The organism is Lysinibacillus sp. LZ02 (assembly GCF_050613145.1).
GTDB lineage: Bacteria > Bacillota > Bacilli > Bacillales_A > Planococcaceae > Lysinibacillus_B.
Genome location: NZ_CP192507.1, coordinates 2,133,444 through 2,152,748, shown reverse-complemented (window position 1 = coordinate 2,152,748; position 19,305 = coordinate 2,133,444). Strand labels below are relative to the sequence as shown.

Annotated in this window: 15 protein-coding genes and 1 pseudogene; 5 read left to right on the top strand and 11 right to left on the bottom strand. The window is 34.9% G+C overall.

The features are described from left to right. Positions 1-15: 15 nt before the first annotated feature. The 3 genes from arsC to ACQQ2I_RS10515 all read left to right on the top strand — a co-directional run bounded on the left by arsC (position 16) and on the right by ACQQ2I_RS10515 (position 2,781). Positions 16-435, top strand: a complete 420-nt coding sequence (arsC, locus tag ACQQ2I_RS10525) for an arsenate reductase (thioredoxin) (protein WP_431026749.1) — start codon at positions 16-18, stop codon at positions 433-435. Positions 436-507: 72 nt separating this feature from the next. After that, a complete protein-coding gene (locus ACQQ2I_RS10520) occupies positions 508-1,803 on the top strand; it encodes an NAD(P)-binding domain-containing protein (protein ID WP_431026748.1) in 1,296 nt (431 codons plus the stop codon). A 609-nt stretch (positions 1,804-2,412) separates the two neighbouring features. Beyond that, positions 2,413-2,781: a hypothetical protein gene (locus ACQQ2I_RS10515; RefSeq protein WP_431026747.1), complete on the top strand. Its 369-nt coding sequence runs from the start codon at positions 2,413-2,415 to the stop codon at positions 2,779-2,781. Between the two features lie 349 nt (positions 2,782-3,130). On the opposite strand, the gene ACQQ2I_RS10510 is transcribed toward ACQQ2I_RS10515, so the two are convergent. The 9 genes and pseudogenes from ACQQ2I_RS10510 to ACQQ2I_RS10470 form a co-directional block, all read right to left on the bottom strand. Next, positions 3,131-3,505 (bottom strand): rRNA methyltransferase, encoded by a 375-nt coding sequence (locus ACQQ2I_RS10510; RefSeq protein ID WP_431026746.1) that lies wholly within the window; start codon positions 3,503-3,505, stop codon positions 3,131-3,133. Continuing rightward, positions 3,444-4,292 carry an LAGLIDADG family homing endonuclease gene (locus tag ACQQ2I_RS10505; RefSeq protein WP_431026745.1) on the bottom strand — a complete coding sequence of 283 codons (849 nt, stop codon included), beginning with the start codon at positions 4,290-4,292 and terminating at the stop codon, positions 3,444-3,446. Before ACQQ2I_RS10505 ends, ACQQ2I_RS10510 begins: the two co-directional genes overlap by 62 nt. Positions 4,293-4,799: 507 nt before the next feature. Beyond that, positions 4,800-4,907: pseudogene (locus tag ACQQ2I_RS10500) on the bottom strand (hypothetical protein); the annotation flags it as partial. A 204-nt stretch (positions 4,908-5,111) separates the two neighbouring features. After that, a complete protein-coding gene (locus ACQQ2I_RS10495; protein WP_431026744.1) occupies positions 5,112-6,389 on the bottom strand; it encodes an ADP-ribosylglycohydrolase family protein in 1,278 nt (425 codons plus the stop codon). A 28-nt stretch (positions 6,390-6,417) separates the two neighbouring features. Then, the gene (locus tag ACQQ2I_RS10490; protein ID WP_431026743.1) at positions 6,418-7,923 is read right to left on the bottom strand and encodes a hypothetical protein; all 1,506 of its coding nucleotides are present in this window, start codon (positions 7,921-7,923) and stop codon (positions 6,418-6,420) included. A gap of 71 nt (positions 7,924-7,994) precedes the next feature. Next, positions 7,995-9,209: a helix-turn-helix transcriptional regulator gene (locus ACQQ2I_RS10485; protein WP_431026742.1), complete on the bottom strand. Its 1,215-nt coding sequence runs from the start codon at positions 9,207-9,209 to the stop codon at positions 7,995-7,997. A gap of 105 nt (positions 9,210-9,314) precedes the next feature. Further along, on the bottom strand, positions 9,315-9,476 hold the full coding sequence (locus ACQQ2I_RS10480; RefSeq protein WP_431026741.1) for a hypothetical protein: 162 nt from the start codon (positions 9,474-9,476) through the stop codon (positions 9,315-9,317). A gap of 3 nt (positions 9,477-9,479) precedes the next feature. Continuing rightward, positions 9,480-9,647 (bottom strand): hypothetical protein, encoded by a 168-nt coding sequence (locus tag ACQQ2I_RS10475; RefSeq protein ID WP_431026740.1) that lies wholly within the window; start codon positions 9,645-9,647, stop codon positions 9,480-9,482. Between the two features lie 131 nt (positions 9,648-9,778). Further along, entirely contained in the window at positions 9,779-9,964 is a 186-nt protein-coding gene (locus tag ACQQ2I_RS10470; RefSeq protein WP_431026739.1) for a hypothetical protein, read from the bottom strand. A gap of 130 nt (positions 9,965-10,094) precedes the next feature. On the opposite strand from ACQQ2I_RS10470, the gene ACQQ2I_RS10465 reads away from it, so the two are divergent. Continuing rightward, positions 10,095-12,791 carry a RecB family exonuclease gene (locus ACQQ2I_RS10465; protein WP_431026738.1) on the top strand — a complete coding sequence of 899 codons (2,697 nt, stop codon included), beginning with the start codon at positions 10,095-10,097 and terminating at the stop codon, positions 12,789-12,791. Beyond that, positions 12,788-16,009, top strand: coding sequence for a UvrD-helicase domain-containing protein (locus tag ACQQ2I_RS10460; RefSeq protein ID WP_431026737.1), 3,222 nt, complete (start codon positions 12,788-12,790; stop codon positions 16,007-16,009). Before ACQQ2I_RS10465 ends, ACQQ2I_RS10460 begins: the two co-directional genes overlap by 4 nt. A gap of 274 nt (positions 16,010-16,283) precedes the next feature. Here ACQQ2I_RS10460 and ACQQ2I_RS10455 read toward each other — a convergent pair whose 3' ends face one another. Then, complete coding sequence (locus tag ACQQ2I_RS10455) at positions 16,284-17,006, bottom strand: Cthe_2314 family HEPN domain-containing protein (protein WP_431026736.1); 723 nt, start codon at positions 17,004-17,006, stop codon at positions 16,284-16,286. Between the two features lie 38 nt (positions 17,007-17,044). Next, positions 17,045-19,276: a Piwi domain-containing protein gene (locus tag ACQQ2I_RS10450; protein WP_431026735.1), complete on the bottom strand. Its 2,232-nt coding sequence runs from the start codon at positions 19,274-19,276 to the stop codon at positions 17,045-17,047. Positions 19,277-19,305: the final 29 nt, after the last annotated feature.

Genomic DNA, 19,305 nt, shown 5'->3' with positions numbered 1-19,305 from the left:
AGGAGCTAAACAGTTATGTCTAAAAAATTGATCTATTTTTTATGTACAGGAAATTCATGCCGTTCTCAGATGGCAGAAGGTTTTGGGAAAAAGTACTTAGGTGATGAGTGGGAAGTAAAAAGTGCTGGTGTAGAAGCACATGGCTTAAATCCGAATGCAGTAAAGGCGATGGCTGAGGTAGATATCGATATATCGAATCAAACATCCGATATCATCGATATAGAAACACTAAATAACGCAGATTTCATCGTTACTTTATGTGGAGATGCAGCTGATAAATGTCCAATGACACCTCCACATATCCGTCGTGAGCACTGGGGCTTTGATGACCCAGCAAAAGCGACCGGATCAGATGAAGAAAAATGGATTGTATTTCAGCGTGTACGCGATGAAATCAGTGGACGCATTAAACATTTTAGTGAAACAGGGGAATAATCAAGAGCATGTCTCTTGATTTTTTCATCCTTTATATATAACAAAATACTTATGTAAGGTGAGGGAAATCATATGGAATTCAAAATCATTAACCAATCTTCAACTTGCTGTGGGCCAAGCGATTCTTGCTGTGATACGAAACTTCCTGTAGCGATTATCGGTGCGGGTCCGATTGGATTAGCAGCTGCAGCCCATTTAAAACAACGCAATATGCCATTTTTCGTGTTAGAAGCAGGGGAGCTTGCAGCAAATGTTCGCTCTTGGCAGCATGTGACGCTTTTTTCACCTTGGCAATACAATATTGATTCTGCCGCACGTACATTACTAGAACAAACGAGCTGGCAATCTCCACAAAATGAGGTCATTCCTACAGGTAAGGAGCTGATTGAACTTTATTTAGCACCACTTGCAACGTTATTCGAGAAGCAAATTCATACAAACCACCGTGTTGTTGCCATTACACGTGAAGGAACAGACCGTATGAAATCGGTAAAGCGTGAAAGCAAGCCGTTTCTCATTTATGTGGATACATGCTGTGGCACTAAAACGATGAAGGCAAGTGCCATTATTGATGCTACAGGCACTTGGGGTAATCCGAATCCAGCGCTAAGTAACGGTTTATGGTTACCGGCAGAGCAAAAGTTAGCTGACCGAATCGAATATCATATTCCAGATGTTAAGAGCAATGAAGAAGTGTATGCAAATAAGCGTATTGCGGTTGTTGGTGGTGGCCATTCAGCGATTAATTCTTTACTAAACTTAACAACATTGAAAGAAAAGTTCCCGAACACAGCCATTACATGGATTTTACGTAAGGCTCGAGTAGAGGATGCTTTCGGTGGTGGTTCTAACGATGAACTAGCAGCTCGTGGAGAGTTAGGCTTACGTATAGCAGAGCTAGTAAAAAAGGGCGTTATTCAAGTGGAAACACCTTTCCGTATTCAATCCATTCGTGAACAAGAAGGCATTGTATTAAAAGATGGAAACAAAACGCTCGAACCATTTGACCGACTAATCGTTAATACAGGAAGTCGCCCAAGCTTCGAGATCCACCGTGAATTACGATTCCAGGCAGATGCTATTACAGAAGCGGTACCAGCACTTGCACCATTGATTGATCCAAACGAACATAGCTGTGGCAGTGTACCTGCACATGGCGAAAAGGAATTGCGCCAATCCGAGAAGAACTTTTATATTGTCGGTTCAAAATCATATGGGCGAGCGCCAACATTTTTAATGGCAACAGGTTATGAGCAAGTCCGCTCAGTCGTAGCTTATTTGGCAGGGGATTTAGAGGCTGCAAGCAACGTGCAACTACATTTACCTGAGACAGGCGTTTGTCATAGTGGAGCAGGTGGGTGTTGTTAAAAAAGCCAACAATTTAGCTGAAAAATGAGCGTTTTTATTTAAAAGGGCGCTTTACGAATAGAAGCTGTGATAAAAAAGAGAAAAATTTACTAAAAGGGTGCTTGCGTGGAGGTTAAAAATCTTCGCGAACAAGCACCTTTATTGTGCTTTTTTTTCGAAAAATACATCGTAATCCAAAGTGTTGACATGCCCCTTTAGGATATGGTCACTTGTAAAAATAATAAATACCTTTTTATTTTTCTAAAAACCAACGATAGCTTGTAATTTTTTAATAGAAAAAAATAATGCGTTTGCTGTAAAAACGATAAAACCTCCATTGACCGATTTTGATATACAACTTAACTGAGGATAAGTATCATTTAGGTGTATAGTCCTGATTTAACACTTATTTTAAATTAAGTTGTATGTTGATTTCGTTATTTGACACAATCGAGGGTCAAAAAATCATGTACATATGTAAACCCCTTATATCAATAATGGAGCAGGTTAGAGGCAAAGGGAGTATTTTGTTTAAAGAGAGTTAATGATTTATGTTAGAATATTGCGAGTGAAATAGTTTTTTACTGATTTGATCAAGTAGTAAGCAAAAAAGAAAAGGATAGTAATAACATGGAAAACATATCAGATGCAGTGAAATTAGAATCGATAAAATCTTTACAATCGACAATCAACAAACTCGAAAATGCCTTGTCCCAGATGACTCAGAAAGGCGCAAATATTACTTTAGTAAAGAAACGACTCAAAGCTGTTTACATCGGGTTAGACATGCTAGACAACGTGTGGAATCAAAAACCACATCATTACACCTTGGAAGACTTAGTAGAAGCTCGGACTGTGCTTACGGGTTTATTTCCATCCATGGAGAAGGTTTATGCTAAGTTAAAGGATGGTAGTGCCCAAAGAACGTTGTTAACAAGGCGAATGAAAGCGTTAGAATTAGCTGTTCAAGCCATTGATGATCAGCTTGCTAACAAATAGCTTATTGGAAGCTGAGATATAATGCCACAATGTAATCGACGATGTTTAAAAGATAAATAGATAGATATTTTCATGATTTGTTAACAACCAATCGTGATCAGTTAAAAACGATTGATTGTTTCATGATTTGTAATAGCAAGGAAAATGCATAATTTTTAGCAGCATAGAATTCGATACCATATTGTTTACGATTATGAGTGTCTAAAACGTGTTGTCTCTTTGTAAAATTCACGATTTTGTCTCACTATTTAAAGTATACTTTTGAGACAAATTTTACTTCCTCTAATTTATATTATGACCACATCCCTATTTTAGGTTTTAAAAAAGAGGGATTTTCATCTCCTCTTTTTTAGTGCTCAATTCTATATCTCCACTTTCCTTTTTTGACAGCATCTAAATTGATATATTGAGCGCTTGTTTCGATCACATCATTTAAATTTAATTTATGCTCTTTAGCAAATGTTCTTAAATTTTTAAGTATCTCTTCATCACACGTCGTTCTAAATTCAATTCGATCTTTAGGACGTTTTTTCTTATCATAGTTTATATAATCTTCATATAGCAAGTTTTCAAAGCCATTTTCTAATAAATAACCGACATGTGTATTGTGTTCGTTAGCTATTATTTTCAATTCATCTAAGATGGCTTTACTGATTCTTGTTTTATATTCTACTCTTGTTGTATCGACTGTTTGAACTAATCGTCCATTTATTTGCTTCCACATTATAAATCACTTCCATTTCTTTTACCCACTGTGTTAATCGTTCTTTTTTAGAATAATTGCAGCTTTCAACACAATTTAGATAAATAATCTCAGCTAATTTTATTATACTTTGCTTCCCCTTTATCCAAGTTCGGTAAATGTCAGTACCTTTTTGGCTCTTTTCTACTGTGATTTCACTTTTTAACTCCCATGTTTGAAAAACTTCATGTAAACTCTCAGCAAAACCCTTACTACCTGTAGTCACATTCATTACATAGCCTCTATCTTGAACCCAACCATCTCCATCAATGACACCCCTAATAAATGATGGCAAATACTGTTCTGGCACATGTGGAAATTTTAGCGTTAATGACTTATTTGGTGTAATCCCCATCTGTTCTAAGTCTTTTTTGATTTCTTTTGAATTCATAATAATTGTCGGTGTTGTCTTTGTTTTACCGAATGGCATTAAAACATAATCAGCTTCCATATATGTTGCTATCAATTTTAGAATTCTTTCATCTTTTTGAGAGAAATAAATACTATGTGTACTTTTATTGATATGACCATCCGTAACAAAAATACCTAGCACCCATGCCATTTTATCGTTCCAAAATTTGAAAAAATCTTCGTTTACTTTATGCTTTCTAGGTTGTCCTATAGGTCTTGTATTGATCCCGTGTTTTTTTACGACATTGCGAATAGCACGTTCAGATAACCCTGTCTGCTCTATCATTGATTTGTAGGACATCCCTTGATTGTACATGTGAATAATATCCTCATCACAAATATTCGGCTTTCTCGGCATTCTAATCCCCCTCCAATCAACTTATGTATAACATACAAATTTTCGGTTGTTTTAATAAAGCTGTGAATTAACAGTTTTAAGCACAAGTAGTCCTCTCTTATATACATTATATAAGAACATACGTTTCTTCGGAAGAGATAAGACTGTTTTGTGTTCATTCCGTTAAATAAAACCTTAAAATCAAAAATTAGTGTTATTATTCGGTTTTCATTCAAATGAGGTTGTATCCAGCCGATGGGAGATTAGCATTTCTATGGATTAAATACGAACATTTTAAGTTAAATTAACATATAAAGTTCGTTTTTTTATAGAGTGGTTAATATAAACTTTATCGACAACAAGTATTTCCCCACCCTCAAATTTCAAGCTCACCTCTTTTACTATGCCTTTAACAGAATGTATGATGAGGCAAAATGACAATGGTTCTATATCTATCTTAATATTAATAAGGCCGTTCGGTCTAACTTGAACGGCCTCCTCTGCATTTGCTTATTCTACCATAACGCCCTAACTGTCACTGTATGCATCAAATGACTGCACCAGTTCATTCAGCTTTTGCTGTATTTCAACAATCGGTGCATGCTCTAACATCATTTTGATGTGTACTTTGCAATACCAGTCATCCTCGTTATAATATCCGAGTTTCTTATAATTTTATTTTGAACGAATTATCCTCCAAGGTGGCTTTTAGCACCAATTGTTCGGCGTATTTTGCATCTACTGAGTCCAATAAATGACTTCAGATACTCACTTCTTCAATAATCAAAACGTAAAAGAGTCAATTTTTAGTTGGGTATTTTTATAGGCTTTAGTAAGTGTTCAATTACCATCTGCTTCAAAGGGTTTTTCTATTTCGATTAATGATTCTAATTGATTTTTTGTAAATTGCGGTTCTATACCGTTAAGCCTTTTGTCCATATGATCAATCATTATTTGAAGCCAATTTAGCTCATGTTGTGTAATGATTGGAGGTGCATCTAATTGAATAAGTCGCAAAGAACGTCTATAGCGCATTTTTGCCTGCCACCAAGTTTGAAATTTATGCTCAAAGTCATCATGGTCTTCATTAAATGAAAGTCTGAATAAGTAAATATTTTTTCTAATGGATTCAAGAACTTCTTTACTTTCATCTGGCATAGGCTTTATTTTCGCCCATTCATATAGCTGATTTGCCTGCACTTTTAATTGGGAGATGTAGTTATTTGCTTGTCCTCTTAAAACATTTGTATTTTGCCCACGAATTTCGTTTAATATTTCCGCATAATCAAGGAGATGTTTTTTTATTATTATCTTGTCAGTATATTTAGACGGTAATTGTTTAAATCCAACATCGATTCCTTTTAATCCACCAGCAATGGCAGCAATCGTATCACTGTCACGGCCCATATTTGTAGCACCAACCACAACGTCTTCAAATGTATCACTATTTAAAAGCCAATATAATACCCATTTCATTGAATGAACTACAAAACCATCTGGAGGACAATTTGGTTCTTGGACGTAATTTGATTCATACCTTGTATTTTTTATTTCAGAATGAATGGCTGTATGAAGATTTTCATTTTCTAGTAGGCGCTTTGCAATTCGATTATAAATAACACAGGCTTCTGATGCCAAATCATCATAATGTGTCATTTTAGATTGAAGTTCTGAAAGCTCGTCAATTTTTTGTAATTCTGGATAAGCTAGAGCAATTGGCAAACACCTCATCAACGTTCCATTGCCAGCACTTAATCCCCCCTGCTGATGATGAGCTTTTTCTGCTGCATGAAACCAATCGCCTTCATAATTTTCCAAAGTAGCTCGAGTAGATATGCCAATATCAATAGGATCTGTATTTTCCCAATGTCTAAATTGTTTTCCCATTTCTTCAATCGGCTTGTCTGAGTTGGCCATGATTCCTTTCACAATAGCAAGTGTCATTGCTGTATCATCTGTTGTCTCCCCGCGTTTTAACTTCCATACGCCACCTCCAATGATTTCGGTGACTTTGCCATACTCTTCTATAATTTCTTCTTTTGACATAAATTCAGTTGTAGCGCCTAATGCATCACCAATTGCTACACCAAATAATCCTCCTTGTATTTTATCTAGCATCTGCAACACTCCTTTTAATTTAGTAGCTTCATACTTGCGCTTCTTTTAATCGCTGAATCTCTTTTAAGAAATTACCAATTTGATCTGGTAAATCTGCAGAAGTAATTTCACCTACTACTAAACGAATATCATTTTTCGTGATTTCTAATGTTTCACCTTGATAATTGGCATGAACATAGTCTTTTTTCATACCTGCGATGTTGGCTCCTTTATGCACAAGGTATACTTTATTGCCGTTTTTAATAAATGTACCACCCATGTACGAGTTAATCCCTTCTAATGGTACATTCACCTCACATAACTCGGTGTGCTGTCCATTAGAAATCAAGCCAAAAGAATTCCACCATTTTTCATCTTCTTCATGTTTTCTTCTCGTGAACCAAAAGCCAGCATCTTGAACTTCTAGTATATTTGTTGTACCTGTACCAAAAGCAACATTAACAAGTGCATTTTCTAGTGTTATCGTACCAACATGATTTTTTAAAGTTTCTTCTAATAATATCTCATACTTTTCAATTTCTTGACGATCCTCAATAATATTCATCATTAAATCCCCTTTTTTGGAGTTATTGTTTTCTAAAATCGGTTTTAAATAATACTGGGTAAACTCTTTAAAGCATCGTTGCATTTGAACCCCATCTTTAAAAACATTTCCACTTACAGGGAATGGTAATAAAAAAAGAGATAATTTCTTATTTGGTAATTGCACTTCTGCTTTAAAAGCTTTTTGGTTATTTAAGTAGTCTGTTAGCCTATTCAATTCGGTAAACTTAATATCGCTGAAAATTTTAGAAAATACAGTTTTTTTGAATTTTACTCCACCAAGTCCAATTACAATTGGTACAGGAAATTTGCTTATAGCATTTTTCAAAATTTCCTTTCTTTTTTCAACATCTTCAAGAAAATTACTAAATTGATGTTCTTTATTTGTACCTTTAAAAGTATTAAAAGCTTTTAAATAAGGATTTTTTTCATGACCAAATAGAATATTTTTATATTCTGTTCCCCACCAGCGTTCATTTGGACGTGGTAGTGGCCGCCAATCAACTAAACAAGTTTGAATACCATCACTTTTTTTAAATAAACTTTGTTCAATATAATTTTTTATCTTAACCTTAGTATCTTTATTGTCTCTATATAATTTAAACCAATAATCAATGTCACCATTTTCCTCATTTAAAGCTAAACAAATTCGTGAAATGGTTGATAAAAAACTTCCTTTTGTGTATGCTTTCTCACTGTATTCTATACCGTGTTCATCTAAGTATTGTATAATTTTCTCTGCGCCTGATTTTGAACACGGCTCCCAATAACCTTTAGTCCAATCATTTTCTTCAAGAGTATAGATGTATTCATCAAATTCATTTTTACCGTATTTTTGACACCGTGCTTTAACATTTGCTTCAACACTAAATCCACCTGTACCTTCTTCATTTCCGAAAATCATAATATCGGCCTCTGGAAAGTTACCGCAGCCAATATAACAGAGCAATTTATCATATTCTTCTTTTGTAATTTGCCACTGACTCCCCATTGCATTACCCCTCATTAATTGAATTCTTCATCTAACCATTGATAAACTAGAACCTTTTCGAACTTTTTAGCTCACTGACTTCTATCCGATACACTTTCAATTTGATAAAGCTGTGCCATCGACTGGATTGTTAGCTTTAGCTTTTCACGAAAATGTTGGGGTGATATAACTTCTATATCTGCTTTCTGAGATAATATCCAAAATAAGATTCCTTCTGTACCAAGTACTATAATCTCAAAGGTTTCCCACTCTTCATTTGAACTAATTAAAGTTGCACTAGGGAATTTTCGCAAAAGGTATTCACGTATGACCGGACGAATTTTCAAACGAATCGTTTCTTTTTGACCTGTAAACATGTTAAACGATTCATCGATGTAGTTACCTGGTTGAAAACGTTTGGATTGATTCTCCTTAAAGCTTTGATGAAGTACTATCAGTTGCTGCATACGATCCAAACGGAAGTTTTTAGGATTGTTACTTGTTGATTCAATTTCTTCACAAATCAAATAATACATCCTGTCATGTAAGATAATTGTTAATGGTTTCACTGTACGTATTTTTTCATTTCCAAGTGTATTTGTGTATGCAAATTTAATGTATTTTTTATGAGTAATTGCACGAAAAATCAAATCTATTTGTTCTAGTTGTTCAATTTTAATAAACGGTTTGTAATAATATTTGAAGCTTTTAAAAAAGTCACTTAAATTTTTTCGCTCTTGACCAGAAAATTGCTGAATAATTTTTTCTTGTATAGTTTGAACTTCTTGCAGAATTAAACTTTTATTATGATAAAGCATCATTAATAAAACAAATGCCTCAGTAATTATTAAACTATTAGAATGCTTGATACGGTAGTTGCCATGAGATTCGATATCGTAGCTTTTTAAAATATTTCTCAGCGTATATATATCACTTTTTATCGTCTCAGAATGTACGCCATAATGGATAGCATCATGTTTTGTTGATATTTCTTCGCCAGCTAATAATCTCTGACATATATCAATAACTCTTTCCTGACTCGTATAATGACTTTTCTCCCCTTTCTGTGCAATTTCAAACTCTTGTATAAAACGATGCTCTCCCTTAATAATCTTGAAGTTTTCTAGTTTTATTTGCATCATCTTTAACGTTCTTAATACTTTGGAAAAGCTATTCATCTCTGCTGTTGAGGTCAACGTATTATTTTCTTTTACTTCCGCCCAATAGCGAAAAACATTTTGATATGGCTTTCTATAAATAAAAATATTTTGATTATCTAGTGTAGTCCCTAATAAAAGTTGTTCCATATAAGCCTCCTAGAATCAATTATATTGTAATTATATATAATTACAGTAATTTAGTGGTATAACACTTTAAAGGAGCTATATGAAATTTCTGGTTTTTTTAGTTAACTAATTTTTTTCTTTCATCCATCCAAAAGCACATTCTTCACATTTTCTACCTTGAATAGCATGGCAGGCATGACAAACTCGAAAACCACACGTATCACACACATACCAAAACCATTCTTTTGAAAACGTTTGTTTACATTTTTGACATGGAATAAATCCCATTATTTATGCCTCCTTTAATTTTAATAAGCGCTTTAATCGATTCGTACGATTTTCCACTTTGAAAATTACTTTTGGTAATTGCTCTAATGACAGTTCATTACAATTAAACAGCTTAAAACATTCAACAAATTCAGCAAGCGAATCTAACTCCTCAAGAATACCTTCATTCATAATATTATTTTCAACTAACCATTTAATCTATTGCCCAATTGTTTGTAGCTTAACTAACCCTTTAGAATAAGTCTCCATCTCACCGCCCGCCTTTATTTCTTATCTATATAATAAAAAACGGCAGCAGTGTATTACACTGTCTCAGATAAAAATGCAAAACTTATTTTCATAAATAAGTAAATATGCCAAAAAAGACCTCGGTGAACTAACGAAAGCTGTAACTTTATGTAATCTGAATCGAATGAACAAAACTCCTCTAACAATAATAAGTCAATATGTAGCACAAGAACTTTATAATTCATAATTGGATATAGCATAAAATGCTCCTTAATTATGCAACTTTGCATAATAAATTAAATTTATATTAAATTGTAATATTTTTAATATCATTATCTATCCCATAATTGTAAAATGTTGTTAACATTATTAATTGGGGGGATAAAAAGTATGGAAATTATTTTGGGACATTGGCTCGATTCGAAATCATATCCAGATGAGCTTACTAGTAGTACAGCAAGTATCGGCAAGTTAATTACAGGATTTCACGGACTTATTAATATTGTAGAGGTGCAACTTGGACAATCGAATCCCGCTATTGCTGAAAGTGTCCGCATAGCTGAATGGCAAACGACAATTGCTAAACTTGATGATGGCGAAAAACCATATTCTAAGTCTTTTCAAACCGACTCATGGAATACGGCACGCGAATTGAAAGCTAAGCGCGATGAATTAATCCTAGCTGGCTGGAACCCAACTATTCATAAGGGTGGCGGTAAATGGATTGAAGCAATTTCAGAAATTGAACTTTCCGAACATAATCATAGTAAAGGATTTTCAGACCGAGTTCGCATTTTATTTGAATTACTGAAGCAAAACTATTTACCGCTCATGATTAAAAAAATTAACATTGTAGATGAAGACGAGTCAATATGGGACAACTGGGAGAAGGAATTTGTTTTGTTATTACAACAAAACGGGATTCAGTTTGAAAAAATGGAATTGCAGCTTCCAGAAGTATCAGAGCAACCTAAAACGGACTTAGATAGGGTTAAATTGGCTTTGTATGATAGCAATACAAGAAATAATTTAACACTGACTGGTGATGGCTCGTTTATGATTGTGCGTTCTGAGCAAGAGTGGGATGCTGCAGATTTCCTTATTAGCTGGTTAGAGGTTAATGGCGATAATCAGACAGTTCTAATTAACAATTCCAATAACCTACTATTAGCTGAGTTATTTCATAGACGCGGTCTTCCTTCAAGTGAAGTAAACGAATATTCTAAGTGGCGCGCGGCTTTGCAAGTGTTACCACTTACATTAGAAACATATTGGCACCCTATCCGTATCGATCGAATCATGGAGCTACTCACATTACCTATATCTCCTCTTCCTAAAAAATTATGTTATAAACTGGCTCGTGTCATCTCAGAGGAACCAGGTATTGGTGGAGATAAATGGCACGCTGCAATTGCTGAAGCTGTTGCCGAAATTGAAAATAGTTGGTTTGAACAAGGTCTAGACACTAAGATAATCAATAAGAGAAAACAAGAGCTATTAGAAAAAATTGATATATGGGTGAACCACGAGTATTTTGATACGACAGATGGTCTACCTTGTTCAGTAATTGAAAATATATGCCGTAAAATTAGTAAATGGGCTTTTAACAAGAACTTAATGGAGCCTAACCCTATCTTTGCTCAAGCACATTCTTCCGCGAATGAATTAATTGAAGGTATCCGAGCTTTAAATGTCGAGAAAATCAACCAGCTTCAATTAGCAAATATATTAGGTTCAATTTTAGGTGATGGCACTAAGTTACCTGATTATATAGAGGAATCAGCACAATGGACGACTGTACAACAACCTGGCGCTATTTGGGGGCAAGTTGAAAACGTTCTTTGGTGGGAATTCACACAAAATACAACATCACATTTAAAAAAATGGTCAGATGCTGAACGAGCATTTTTAAAATCATACAATGTACATTTAACTTCGCCAGAACAAATTCGGAAACGTGAAAACGAGTCTTGGCACAACGCAATTCGCTTTGCAAAAGACTGCGTCATGTTATTCATCCCATCAAAAGTGCGTGCGGAGGATGTTAAAGCACATCCATTGCTCGATGAGATTCGATTTGCCTTAGAGAAGATGAATGTGAATGAAAAGCAAATTACAATTAATCCAGCATTACTGTACGAACAAGAAACTGTAAGTATTATTGACACGAACTTTGAACGGGTAGCATTAACAAATAAAGTGATACCAGGCCCTGTTTGGGAGTGGCAAGTTCCTGTACAAAAAGTGAACTTTCGTGATACTGAATCCGCAACCAGCTTTGAAACGATGCTAAGTTGTCCACTGAAATGGACACTTCAATATAGTGCTAAAATTCGACCGAGTAATACCCTTTCACTGCCGAATGAATCGATTATGCTTGGAAATTTAGGTCATGCCATCTTAGAACGTTTAATAATCGATCAAGCCTTTACAACTGAGTCGGATATTCAACAATTGACAGCTTCTCTATATGATGAGCTAGTTCCTAAAATGGCAGCCCCCCTTTTACTACCTGAAAATCAATCATTACGTACGAGGGTTCGTTACGATTTACAAAAATCGATGCAACAATTTGCAAAGTTTATAGATGAGTCGAAAATAACAATTACAGAAACGGAAGGTACCCATCATAAATCATGGCAAGACGACATTGAATTTGAAGGCCGTTTAGATTTAATCGGAAAAACACCATCGAATCGAACAGTTATTGTAGATGCGAAATGGTCACGTCGTCCTTCTAACTACAAACAAAAGTTAAAAGATGGCTCGATACAGTTAGCTTTATATCAATGGCTTATGTCATCGAATGACGAAGATGTAATTCCAGTTTCGTATTTTATGCTTTCTAGCGGAGATTTTTATGCTGTTATAGATGATGAAATACCAGAGCAATATCATGTTGATAGTATGTCGTTAAAAGATACAGTACAGCTAATCCGTCATGAATTAAATAATGTCCAAGAAACATTAGCTTCTGGTGTAGCTGTTGCGACAGGCATTGAAATAAACGAAACAGCGCCATTTAAACCATTATGTATATTTTGTGATTATCAAGATTTATGTGGAGTTAGGAGGGTTCAAGCATGACAGGTTCTTTAAAGATTATTAGTGCGGGTGCAGGCGCAGGTAAAACTACAAGTCTATCTAAAGAAATTATTAATGTTGTCCAGCAAAAGATCGCACCTGAAAAAATCGTAGCGACAACATTTACAAAAAAAGCTGCAGAAGAGTTAATCGAACGAATTCGATTAGAGTTACTGAAAAGCGGGAATACGGACGAAGCGTCGCGCATTTTAGATGGTTATGTAGGAACGATGAACAGCGTATTTGGTCGACTAATAAAAGAGTTTGCACTTGAAATCGGTTTATCTCCTGAGCAAAACATTTTAGAAGAATCAGAGGCGCTTTCACTATTTAATTCAATTGCATATGAAGCGATTGAAAAATACGAGGGACAACATTATGCGGCCTTACAGCGTTTCCAATTGATTGGTGGAGATTATCCTTGGAATAAGTATGTATTAGACGTGCTAAAGCTTGCTCGTGAAAACGGCTTATTAGCAAAAGATGTTGAAGCATGTGCAACATATTCGTGGGAAACGATGCAAAATTGGCTTCCATCCCCTACTGGCGATAGTGAGGAGCTAACAAACAATTTAATTGTTGCTTTAAAAAACGCGAGCAAAACATTGCCAGGTGCAGATACAACAAGGACAACACAGGGTGTAGTAGAAACAATCCATATGATGCTTTCCTATTATGAACGAAACGACTATTTAACTTGGGATCAATGGGCAAAAGCTAGCAAATTAAAGCCAGGTAGAGCCAGTCAAGGTGAGGTTTCGCCAATCCATAATGCAGCAAGTATTCATACAACACATCCACAGCTACATGAAGATATTAAAACAATAATTGAGGCTATATTTTATTGCGCGGCAGAAGCAATGGAACTATATGAAAAAGAGAAGAATTTACGAGGATTGATAGACTTTACGGATCAGGAATATTTAGCCTTAAAAATGCTTGAAAATCCAAATTATATAGATGTACTAAAGGAACGAATCGAAGCAGTATTTGTGGATGAATTTCAGGATTCGAGTCCATTACAAATTGCGTTAAACATGAAACTACTTGAAGTTGCTAAAAGTGCAACGTGGGTTGGTGACACAAAACAAGCGATATATGGCTTCCGTGGAACCGATCCAGATTTAATGAAAACAGCGATGAACAGCATGAAAAATATTGAACAAGATGTTCTAGGTGATTCTTATCGATCACGTAAATCGCTCGTTGATTTCGTGAATGCCCTATTTGTATCGGTATTTGATGTAACGGGATTACCTAAAGAACTTGTTGAACTAAATCCAAAGCGCGAGGATTTAGAAAATCAACAACCTTCATTAGAGGCTTGGACCTTCGCAGGGTCTAAAAATGCGAAAACAGACGCAAAAACGGTTGCACAAGGCGTTTACCACATCATTCAGGAAAAAGATGAATATATCATTATCGATAAAGAAACGCGCCTAGAAAGAACGTTAAAGCCTTGTGATATTGCAATCCTTTGTCGATCAAATGATGAATGTTCAGAAATTGCAAGTGCTTTAGCTAACTTAGGTATTCAAGCATCTGTTGGTGGTAGCGGATTAATGGATACAGAGGAAGTCGTTTATGCTATTGCAACATTACGTTATTTAATCGATGAACGCGATACGCTAGCTTTAGCGAAAATACTCCACTTTTCATCTGAGAATTGGCAAAATGGAGAGTGGCTAGAAGCATGGTTACAAACTGAAAAACCACAGGAATTAGTGGGAAATGATCCGATTATTCAGCAACTATCTGAAGCGCGCGAGAACATCTTTAAAATGAGTCCTTCAGAAATTTTAGATTTAGCGCTTGTGAAAGCGAAAGTAGATGAACAAGTAATGCGTTGGGGTAACGGTAAGCAACGACTTGCTAATATCGATAATCTCCGTTCACTTGTGAAACTATATGAACACGGTGCAGAAAATAACGGTTATGCAGCAACGGTTAACGGACTTCTATTTTACTTAGAAGATGTGAAGAAAGATAAAGAGCTAAATCGTGTAGCAGAATCGACAAATGAAAATGCTGTGAAAATCTTAACATATCACAGATCCAAAGGTTTGGAATGGCCATTTGTTATACTGTACTCTCTAAATAAATCTGCTATCGGTAGTGGCAAACCACCTGTATTTAATCGTGTACTCGCTACAAATACGCAGCCATTTGATGTTGAAAAGCCGTTAAACGGGCGTACACTTTATTATTGGCCATGGCCATATGGGCTGCAATCAAAAGATGTTGGTTTCGATGCTTATATTGAAGATACGCCGCAACTAGCATTACGAAAAAAGCAACTGCATGAAGAAAGCCAGCGCTTACTGTATGTTGGAATGACTCGTGCTAGAGATTACTTAGTGCTAGCAACACGTGATTTTTCGAAGGCGATGTGGCTGAATGAACAAAAAGACGCTAATGGAAATCAAGTCATTACCTCTATTTCTAGTGATAGCATTAATATTAACGGAGTTTCGTTTAACATCAAAACACGTAATATACAATTACCTGAGCAACCGATAGAAATTTTGGGTAATGTTGAACAAACAATCTATATCGGTGATACGAACAAATCAGTGGAGTTCCAACCGGCTACATTTAGACCAAGTATGACGAAATTAATTGAAGTGGATGATAAGGATATTGTAAAAGCAGAGCAATTAAATGTCCCTATTCATTCGATTGGTACGCGCTTACCTATCATTGGTAATCCTGAGATGGATGTGTTAGGGACAATGGTTCATACATTTTTAGCTGCTGATTCACTGCATATAGAGCCAGAGAAACGTGAACTGCTCGCACAATCAATTTTGCGGAATTTTAATTTAAGTGCTTTGAAAGTGTCTGATGTAATCGAGGCCTCTAATCGATTACATCAATTCGTCGAGCAAACATATCTGGAGAAAGTAGACATTCATAAGGAGTTCCCTATTCATCTTAAATTAAATAATCAAAAGGCATTTGGTTTCATTGATTATTTAATTGAATTACCGAATGGTTGGGTTATTGTTGACCATAAAACATTCCCTGGTCGTGAAGAATTATGGGAAGAACGCGCGGTGTCATATTTACCGCAGCTTCAGATATATGCACATGCATTACAAGTTGCCAGTAATAAGCCAGTTTTAGAAGCTTGGATCCACATGCCGATCGTTGGGAAGATGGTGCAGTTTAGTCAAACGGATTTAGTTATTTCGGATGGTAGTTTATATTCGATGTCTTAAAATGAAACAACCTCGTAAGCGTGTGTTTACGAGGTTGTTATTTTAAATTTTTTCGCAATTTAGGGTGTATTTTATAACCCTTCTGCAAATACGTTCCAGGAGTACTTTTAAATATTTCTGGGAATGTTGATGTATTAAGAGTTTTGATAACTTTGGAAGCCCATTACACTTGAATTAGGGTTCAAATCTATACTATTAATAGAAATTACATTTTCTGCGTTAGAAAATTTATGTGAGCTAGATTTAAGTATCACTAGTAAAACTTTATAACTTATTACTCCCCCATTTCTCTTAATACTTCATCTAGGATACTTAGAATAAATTTTGAAGCCATATTATAATCCTCTATAATTCTTTTCAATAAATATGATGGATGATGTTTAAAATTAACATCAAAATCACTAATTACAGATACATTTGGTGAATTGCGATGAGTCATCTTATTACGTATCTCATTTACAAACTTGTGATTTCCTTTCCATTCATCATTTATAGATATGTCATTTTCTTGATTCAAATAGTTTGAAATAATAGTTGCCTTTTCTTTAAAACCGTTAGATAAAGGCGAATTAGGATTAAATATTTTTTTGTAATAAACTCGATGTGCTTTAATTTGTACTTTAAAATACAGTCTATAGAACTGTGCTAACATATCCCATAAGCTAGACGTTCGAAATAACGCATTTTCAATATAATAATAACCCCATATTTCCTCATTCGTTTTCATTTCTATAATAGAAAAATTTTTCAGTACATTTTCTGAATATGCAAATCTTATGGCTTCTCTAAAGGAAATTTTTATCTTAATATCTAAATCTATCAATGTTTGATAAAGCGTATTATATTGCATTATTCCCCCTAACCCTGAAGCCATATTATTATCAGCAGATGTGATTCCAAAAATATATTTATTCTCACCAAACCTTACTTTAAAAAGATTTGAATCATATTGTATTTCATTTAATTTGCCCTCTAGATATTCAATTTCTTTTTTCACTATTGCGCACCCCATATTTAATTTGATTGCTATGCTGTCTAAACAAACGGCAAATGCGTTACATTAGTAGACCTCGCAGCAATTTGTCCGCGCTGATAAGCTGTTGAACTCAAATCTGCATAATGAATCGTAGCTGGTAAACGCATTTTATTAAGTGCGTGGATATGCATAAATGACAAACGATAAACATCTTCGACAATTTGGTGAAAGGGTAATGTTGCTGTCTGCTGGATAATCTTAATTGGCTGTGCCATACCTATATTTTCACGCGGATCTGTAGCACATAAAAATGCTTCTTTATCGCGAACATAATATACTCCTTGTCGTGTCAGGAATTTTCCTTTTCCATTGTCGGCCGTTTCATCATAAAATGCCATTCGTCGATTTGGCTGTTTAATAATTTCTACGATGTCGTATGCGATATTCTTTCCAGTTAATAATTGTTCAACAAGCACTGAGTCCTCTCGCCAGCGACCGTCTCGATGTATAGTTACATGCTTTGGAAATTCACCAAATTGTTGCTGGTATGCATGTAGGACATCGACGAGGATTTCTTTCAGTGTCTCAGAGTCGATTTTCTCACCTGCTAGCACCCCGTTAATGGCGGATTGCTTAATAAGATGACCGTTACAACCAATAACATTCATAATGCCAGCCGCACTTTTACCATCCTCATGACTAACATCAAGTCCAATAAAACAATCTGAATACGTTCGTTCAGCTAATATCCAGGGTTGCATCCCACTTTTCACATAAATGCCTAGTAAAATATTAAACATTGTGAAAGACATTGGTGAATTTTTCACAATGTTTGCAACGTGACTGCATGCTGCTTCATCATTTGGATTAAACGCTTCAATTTTATGTTGCTGTAATAGTCGTTCAAAAGCTCGTAGACTTTTTTCCGTCAACACTTGTGAAGAAATATCCCACTTACCACCAAACTGCCTTTTAAATTCTGAATAAATCTTGATTGGGAGTTTTGTAAGGTGTTCTTCGGTAATAAAAGCTAAAACTGTTGTATCTTTAAAAATGGATTCTAAACTTCGAATTTGCCATGCAAATTCCCTAAAAAATTCTTCAGTAAACTTTCCTTTTGTTTCGTTTGTTGCTGTATTTATTTCGATTACAACACCGTGCTGAAATGCTATATTTTGCATTATTCTGATAAATTTAAAGGCAACTGTTTTAGAAATACCTAGCTTTTTTTCAAACGCCTCATCCATAAAAATCGATAATTTTATCGTGCCGCCCTTATAGAGCTTACCATTTTTTAAGCCATGTAACGATTTGATATACGGTTTATCTAAATATACTTTAGGATCTTGAATTGTTCGCATTTGATAATCATTATGCTCAATTAAGAAAGGATTGCGTTCAAATTGTAAATATGGAAATACCTCAATTAAATTTATCATTTGTCTTAACATCTTTTTCATGCGCTCATTTGGTTTTAGCTTCAACGCATCCATTACTTGTTTAGTTTCATTAGGTTTCATTGTCTCAAAAGAACAAAGAGGTTTTAAAAAATTCGCTGCATAACTTAAACTATTTTGATTTTGAGCTTTTGCATAAATTACTTTTATTCCTGAATGCAATGTTTCCGCAGCCTTCATATCCCCTTTATCTACGTAATATTGATAAATAGATTTTTTCAATATTAGACAAATATCTTTCACAGAGTAATCGGCAACTTTTTCAAATTCATATGTATAATTATTTTTAATGTCACTATGAATGATTTTCATGCCTTCTTCTAGAACAATGCCGCGCTCAATCATTTGTTGCAACGTATAATTGTATTCAAATTTATGCGTCATATTAAATCCAATACAGATACGATTGTTCACAATATTCACATGAAATGAAAGCGCGGGATACATTAACACATTACCAATTGTTTTAGCATTCCATTCCTGCAAATCAGATCCAACCCGTTTAAGTTTTAAATTTTGCTGGCCCGCTGCTAAAAAACTATCCTTGATTAATCGTTCAAGTAAAGATCGCTCAAATAAATTCTCCGTATTTAACGTTTTATGCTGATAGTTAATTGGATTGTAGCCAATAAAATGTTGAACGGGTTGAAACGAAACAATTGTACTTTGATTATATCCCATTGGCATATAATGATTGGCCCGCTGCCAAGCCTTATAAATTTTATAGACACCTTCATATTTCTTCGTAGGGTCTTCTACTGTAAATTCATAAATATGGATAGGGATTTCGTTTGCTAATTGTTTAGCCATGACTTCTGTAATATATGATTTCATAAAAATCACCTCGAATAAATGATATACAT

Bases quoted from the DNA above. Each gene is read 5' to 3' on its own strand.
- arsC (WP_431026749.1), top strand. From the start codon at position 16: ATGTCTAAAAAATTGATCTATTTTTTATGTACAGGAAATTCATGCCGT.
- ACQQ2I_RS10520 (WP_431026748.1), top strand. From the start codon at position 508: ATGGAATTCAAAATCATTAACCAATCTTCAACTTGCTGTGGGCCAAGC.
- ACQQ2I_RS10515 (WP_431026747.1), top strand. From the start codon at position 2,413: ATGGAAAACATATCAGATGCAGTGAAATTAGAATCGATAAAATCTTTA.
- ACQQ2I_RS10510 (WP_431026746.1), bottom strand. From the start codon at position 3,505: ATGTGGAAGCAAATAAATGGACGATTAGTTCAAACAGTCGATACAACA.
- ACQQ2I_RS10505 (WP_431026745.1), bottom strand. From the start codon at position 4,292: ATGCCGAGAAAGCCGAATATTTGTGATGAGGATATTATTCACATGTAC.
- ACQQ2I_RS10495 (WP_431026744.1), bottom strand. From the start codon at position 6,389: ATGCTAGATAAAATACAAGGAGGATTATTTGGTGTAGCAATTGGTGAT.
- ACQQ2I_RS10490 (WP_431026743.1), bottom strand. From the start codon at position 7,923: ATGGGGAGTCAGTGGCAAATTACAAAAGAAGAATATGATAAATTGCTC.
- ACQQ2I_RS10485 (WP_431026742.1), bottom strand. From the start codon at position 9,209: ATGGAACAACTTTTATTAGGGACTACACTAGATAATCAAAATATTTTT.
- ACQQ2I_RS10480 (WP_431026741.1), bottom strand. From the start codon at position 9,476: ATGGGATTTATTCCATGTCAAAAATGTAAACAAACGTTTTCAAAAGAA.
- ACQQ2I_RS10475 (WP_431026740.1), bottom strand. From the start codon at position 9,647: ATGAATGAAGGTATTCTTGAGGAGTTAGATTCGCTTGCTGAATTTGTT.
- ACQQ2I_RS10470 (WP_431026739.1), bottom strand. From the start codon at position 9,964: ATGCTATATCCAATTATGAATTATAAAGTTCTTGTGCTACATATTGAC.
- ACQQ2I_RS10465 (WP_431026738.1), top strand. From the start codon at position 10,095: ATGGAAATTATTTTGGGACATTGGCTCGATTCGAAATCATATCCAGAT.
- ACQQ2I_RS10460 (WP_431026737.1), top strand. From the start codon at position 12,788: ATGACAGGTTCTTTAAAGATTATTAGTGCGGGTGCAGGCGCAGGTAAA.
- ACQQ2I_RS10450 (WP_431026735.1), bottom strand. From the start codon at position 19,276: ATGAAATCATATATTACAGAAGTCATGGCTAAACAATTAGCAAACGAA.